Here is a 4,513-nt window from a genome sequence, read left to right as displayed (position 1 = left end):
TCAGCGCCGATGGTACTGCAGGGGGGACCCTGTGGGAGAGTAGGACGCCGCCGAACAATTTTTGAGAAAGCCCTGGTGGGAACCGAAAGGTTCCTACCAGGGCTTTTTTGCGTTTCCGGGCGGCGTTCTGCGGCGTTCTCAGGCTCGCATTTAGCAGGCCGGCATCAGACGGCGACCACGCGCCCGGTGGCTTCGCCGTCCCCGTTCTCGTTGTCGCCCCGCCCTTCTTCTCCGTCGCTTTCCTCGCGCATTTCGCCGTGCCGTTCCGCCCAGCCGACCAGAGCGGTGTGACAGGCACGGTCCATGTGGCGCAGGCCGCTGATGTCGAGCTCTACATGGTGTCCGCCGCGGCGAAGCGATTCGAGCTCGTCCAGCAGCTTCGGCAGACGCAGGAAGGTGGCGTTGCCGAGTACTCGGGCCCGTACGACGCCGCTCGGGGTCGTGACGGCCTCGATGTGGATGTGCGAGGTATCCCAGGCCGCCTTGACGACGGCCAGGAGCAGACCGATGATCACGCCCTCGAAGAGGTTGGTCGCCACGATCGCCCCGGTGGTCGTCACCAGCACCGCGACCTCGCCACGGTGGTCCCGCCAGAGGGGACCCAATTCCCTTCCCGGGATGAGCTTCCACCCCGCGTGGACCAGTACGCCGGCCAGGGCCGCGACCGGGATGAGTTCGAGCGCCCAGGGCAGCAGCGTGGCGAAGACCAGGAGCCACACCCCGTGCAGTACTCGCGAGGCCTTGGTGCGCGCACCGGCTTGGACGTTGGCGGCGCTGCGTACGATCACCGCGGTCATCGGCAGGGCGCCGAGCGCCCCGCAGACGGTGTTGCCGGCGCCCTGGGCGATGAGTTCCCTGTCGTAGTCCGTGTGGCGGCCGTCGTGCAGCCGGTCTACGGCGGCCGCGCTGAAGAGGGACTCGGCCGACGCGATGAGCGCGAAGGCCAGCACCGTACCCAGCACCCCGAACTCGGTCAGTCGGGCGAAGTCACCGCCACCTGGTGGCTGGATCGCATCGAGGAGACCGCGGACCTGGACCCGGTCGACGGGCAGTCGCAGCAGGGCGACCACAGCTGTGGCCAGTGCGACCGCGGCCAGCGGCGCGGGTACGACGCGCGCGCCGTGCTTCCAGCGTGGCCACAGTACGAGCAGGGCCGCCGTGCCACCGCCGACCGCGACGGCGGCCAGGGCGTCCGCCGAGGCGAGGGTGTCGGTCAGGAGCGTGACCAGCCCGCCGAGCTTCTCCAGGCCGCCGGCCGGCGCGTCCGCGTCGGCGAGCGCGTACAGCTGCCCCGCGATCAGCACGACCCCGATGCCCGCGAGCATGCCCTGCACCACTGCGACCGAGATGGCCCGGAACCAGCGCCCCAATTTGAAGACCCCCATGGCGAGTTGCAGCAGCCCGGCGGTGAGCACCAGCACGCCGAGTGCCCTGAGGCCGTACTCCCGTACGGCCTCGTACACCAGCACGGTCAGCCCTGCTGCAGGCCCGCTGACCTGCATGCTGCTGCCCGGCAGGAGCCCGGTGAGGAGCCCGCCGACGATGCCGGTCACGAGCCCGAGTTCGACCGGCACACCGGACGCGACGGCGATGCCGACGGACAGCGGCACGGCTATGAGGAAGACGACCAGCGACGCGGTGAAGTCGGCCCGTAGGTTGGTCCTGAGGTCAACTCGGGCGACGACGTTTCGGACATGGCGGAAGCGTGTCTTCTGCATGAGGTTTTCCTCCAGCGCGCTCGAGGCGCGCGCAGCGATGCGATGAGGATCGTTGCCTGACAGGTGGAGTGGGGTGAGGCGTCGTATGGCTGGACGGTTCGTCGGACGGTTCGTCGGTCGGTCGGACGGATCGGGTCGAGCCAGTCGGCCGGTACGAGCGGGAACAGCGGTACGAGCGGGAACAGCGGATACGGCAGGAGCAGCCGGCACGGACCGGCGTGAGCACGGGCACCGGGGGCGAACACGGCACACGGCCGCCGGGCGCCGGAATGAACGTCGGCACAGAACCCAGTAGGGACCCCAGCACGGACCCCAGCACGGACTACGACGCCGTCGTCCCCTGCGGCGCCGCACTGCTCATCACTTGACCATATTTTGGCCAAGTCGTGGTGCTGTTCCGCGAATTGATCTGTAACTGCGATGTAAAAGCGGAGTCGTGAAACAGGAGCTCCCACTTCCCTTCGCCCCGGCGGGCGGCCGTCCGCAAGCGCCCCCACCGCGCCTCGCCACCGGTTCCGAGTCGTGGACGCGAGCCGCGCCCGAGGGCACCGAAGTGCGAAGATGCCAGGCAAAGCCACAGCGCAGCCAAGAGGTGAGCCCCGTGACCCAGAAAGTCGCCGTCGTCGGCACCGGAAAGATCGGCGAGGCACTCCTCAGCGGCATGATCCGCGCCGGCTGGTCGCCCGACGACCTGATGTGCACCGCCCGCCGGCCCGAGCGCGCCGAGGCGCTGCGCACCCGCTACGGCGTGGAGGTCGTCAGCAACACCGAGGCCGCCAAGGCAGCCGACACCCTCATCCTGGCCGTCAAGCCGCAGGACATGGCGCTCCTCCTGGACGAGCTCGCGCCCCACCTGCCCGCCGACCGGCTGGTCATCAGCGCGGCGGCCGGCGTACCCACGGTCTTTTTCGAGGAAAAGCTCCCCGCCGGCGCCCCCGTCGTGCGCGTCATGCCGAACACCCCCGTCCTCGTCGACGAGGGCATGTCCGTCATCTCCGCCGGCTCCCACGCCACCGAGGACCACCTCCTCCGCACGGAAGCGATCTTCAAGCCGGTCGGAAAGACGCTTCGCGTCCCCGAGTCCCAGCAGGACGCGGCGACCGCCCTCTCCGGCTCCGGACCGGCCTACTTCTACTTTCTCGTCGAAGCCATGACCGATGCGGGAATTCTCCTCGGCCTGCCGCGCGACAAGGCCCACGACCTGATCGTCCAGGCCGCCATCGGCGCAGCCGTCATGCTCCGCGACAGCGGCGAGCACCCGGTGAAGCTGCGCGAGGCGGTCACCTCCCCCGCCGGGACGACGATCAGCGCGATCCGTGAGCTGGAGCGCCACGGTGTACGAGCCGCACTGATCGCCGCCCTCGAAGCAGCACGCGACCGCAGCCGCGAACTGGCCTCCGGCCAGGCCTGACACTCGTCACAAAGCCTGACCCTCTTCACGCGGCCCCACGCTCTTCACACCGGCGGCAGAAGACCGATCGCGCGGTACGCCGCGTCGACGGTCGGCCGCGCGAGACCACGGGCCCGCCCGGCCCCCTCCCGCAGGACGCCGTCCACATAAGAGGGGTCGGCGCAGAGCTGCGCGTGCCGGTCCCTGATCGGCCGCAGCAGCTCCACGACGGCCTCGGCGGTGTCCTTCTTCAGCGCGCCGTACGAGGAACCCCGCGAGCTGTACTCCGCGGCGACCTCCATCGGCTTTCGGCCGGTGCACCCGGCCAGGATCTCCAGCAGGTTCGCCACCCCGGGCTGCGCCTCACGGTCGTACACGACCTCGCTGCCGCTGTCGGTCACCGCGCGCATGATCTTTTTGCGGACGACATCCGACTCGTCGAGCAGATAGACGATGCCGGCCGTCTCGGCGTGCGACTTGCCCATCTTCGACGTCGGGTCCTGCAGATCCATCACCCTGGCGGCCACCAGGGGGAGCACAGCCTTGGGTACGGCGAACGTACGTCCGTAGCGCTGGTTGAACCGCACGGCCAGGTCCCTGGTGAGCTCGACGTGCTGCGCCTGGTCGTCGCCGACGGGAACCTCGTCGGCGCCGTACGCGAGGATGTCCGCCGCCATGAGCACGGGATAGGTCAGCAGGGACAGCCGTACGCTCCCGCCGGCGGCCCGCTCCCGGGCGGACTTCTCCTTGTACTGGATCATCCGCCGCATCTCGCCGTCGGTGGCCGTGCACTCCAGGACATACGCGAGCCGGGTGTGCTCGTCCACATGGCTCTGTACGAACAGAGTGCAGAGGCCCGGGTCGAGCCCGGCCGCGAGCAGCAGGGTCGCCGCCTGCCGGCTGAGCCTCCGTACGCGGGCGGGGTCGTGGTCGACGGTCAGCGCGTGCAGGTCGACGACACAGAAGAGGGCGTCGGCCCGGTGCTGGTCGGCGTCGACCCACTGGCGGACGGCGCCCAGGTAGTTGCCCAGGGTCAGATGGCCGGTGGGCTTGATGCCACTGAAGATGCGCGCCATGTCTTTGCTGGTCTCCTTGAGGTGGAGCCACCGCCACGGACAGCAAAAAGGCCGCCGAGGCGGCGGCCGTTGGTGCATGCGCAGGTCTTGGGCCGCCTGTCAGGCGGCCCACCACTGCTGGGTGAGCGCATGCTTGGTCACAGGACGACGGTAGCCCTCGAAACCCTCTTGCGCCACGGGTTTGATGGGGCGTACGGGAGCGTGTAGTGTTCTCCGAGTTGCCACGGGGTCCGCGAGGACGCCGGGACAGCACTTCGAGCCGCACCGGCGGCAATCACCACTGCACGGTCCCTGAACGGGAAGTATTTCGGCATGCCGGAATACGGAAC

The 4,513-nt window shown here is 69.3% G+C and carries 3 protein-coding genes; 1 reads left to right on the top strand and 2 read right to left on the bottom strand.

The features are described 5' to 3' along the window. Positions 1–164 precede the first annotated feature (164 nt). On the bottom strand, positions 165–1,718 hold the full coding sequence (locus AB0F13_RS27750) for a SulP family inorganic anion transporter (protein WP_362087927.1): 1,554 nt from the start codon (positions 1,716–1,718) through the stop codon (positions 165–167). Between the two features lie 601 nt (positions 1,719–2,319). On the opposite strand from AB0F13_RS27750, the gene proC reads away from it, so the two are divergent. Further along, positions 2,320–3,129, top strand: a complete 810-nt coding sequence (proC, locus tag AB0F13_RS27745) for a pyrroline-5-carboxylate reductase (RefSeq protein ID WP_362087924.1) — start codon at positions 2,320–2,322, stop codon at positions 3,127–3,129. A gap of 44 nt (positions 3,130–3,173) precedes the next feature. Here the strand turns inward: proC and trpS are convergent, their stop codons facing one another. Next, on the bottom strand, positions 3,174–4,184 hold the full coding sequence (trpS, locus tag AB0F13_RS27740; RefSeq protein WP_362087921.1) for a tryptophan--tRNA ligase: 1,011 nt from the start codon (positions 4,182–4,184) through the stop codon (positions 3,174–3,176). Between the last annotated feature and the right edge of the window lie 329 nt (positions 4,185–4,513).

Origin of the sequence: Streptomyces sp. NPDC026206 (assembly GCF_040638465.1) — a bacterium.
GTDB lineage: Bacteria > Actinomycetota > Actinomycetes > Streptomycetales > Streptomycetaceae > Streptomyces.
The sequence above is the reverse complement of the archived record's forward strand: the minus strand, read 5'-3'. Positions and strand labels throughout refer to the sequence as shown.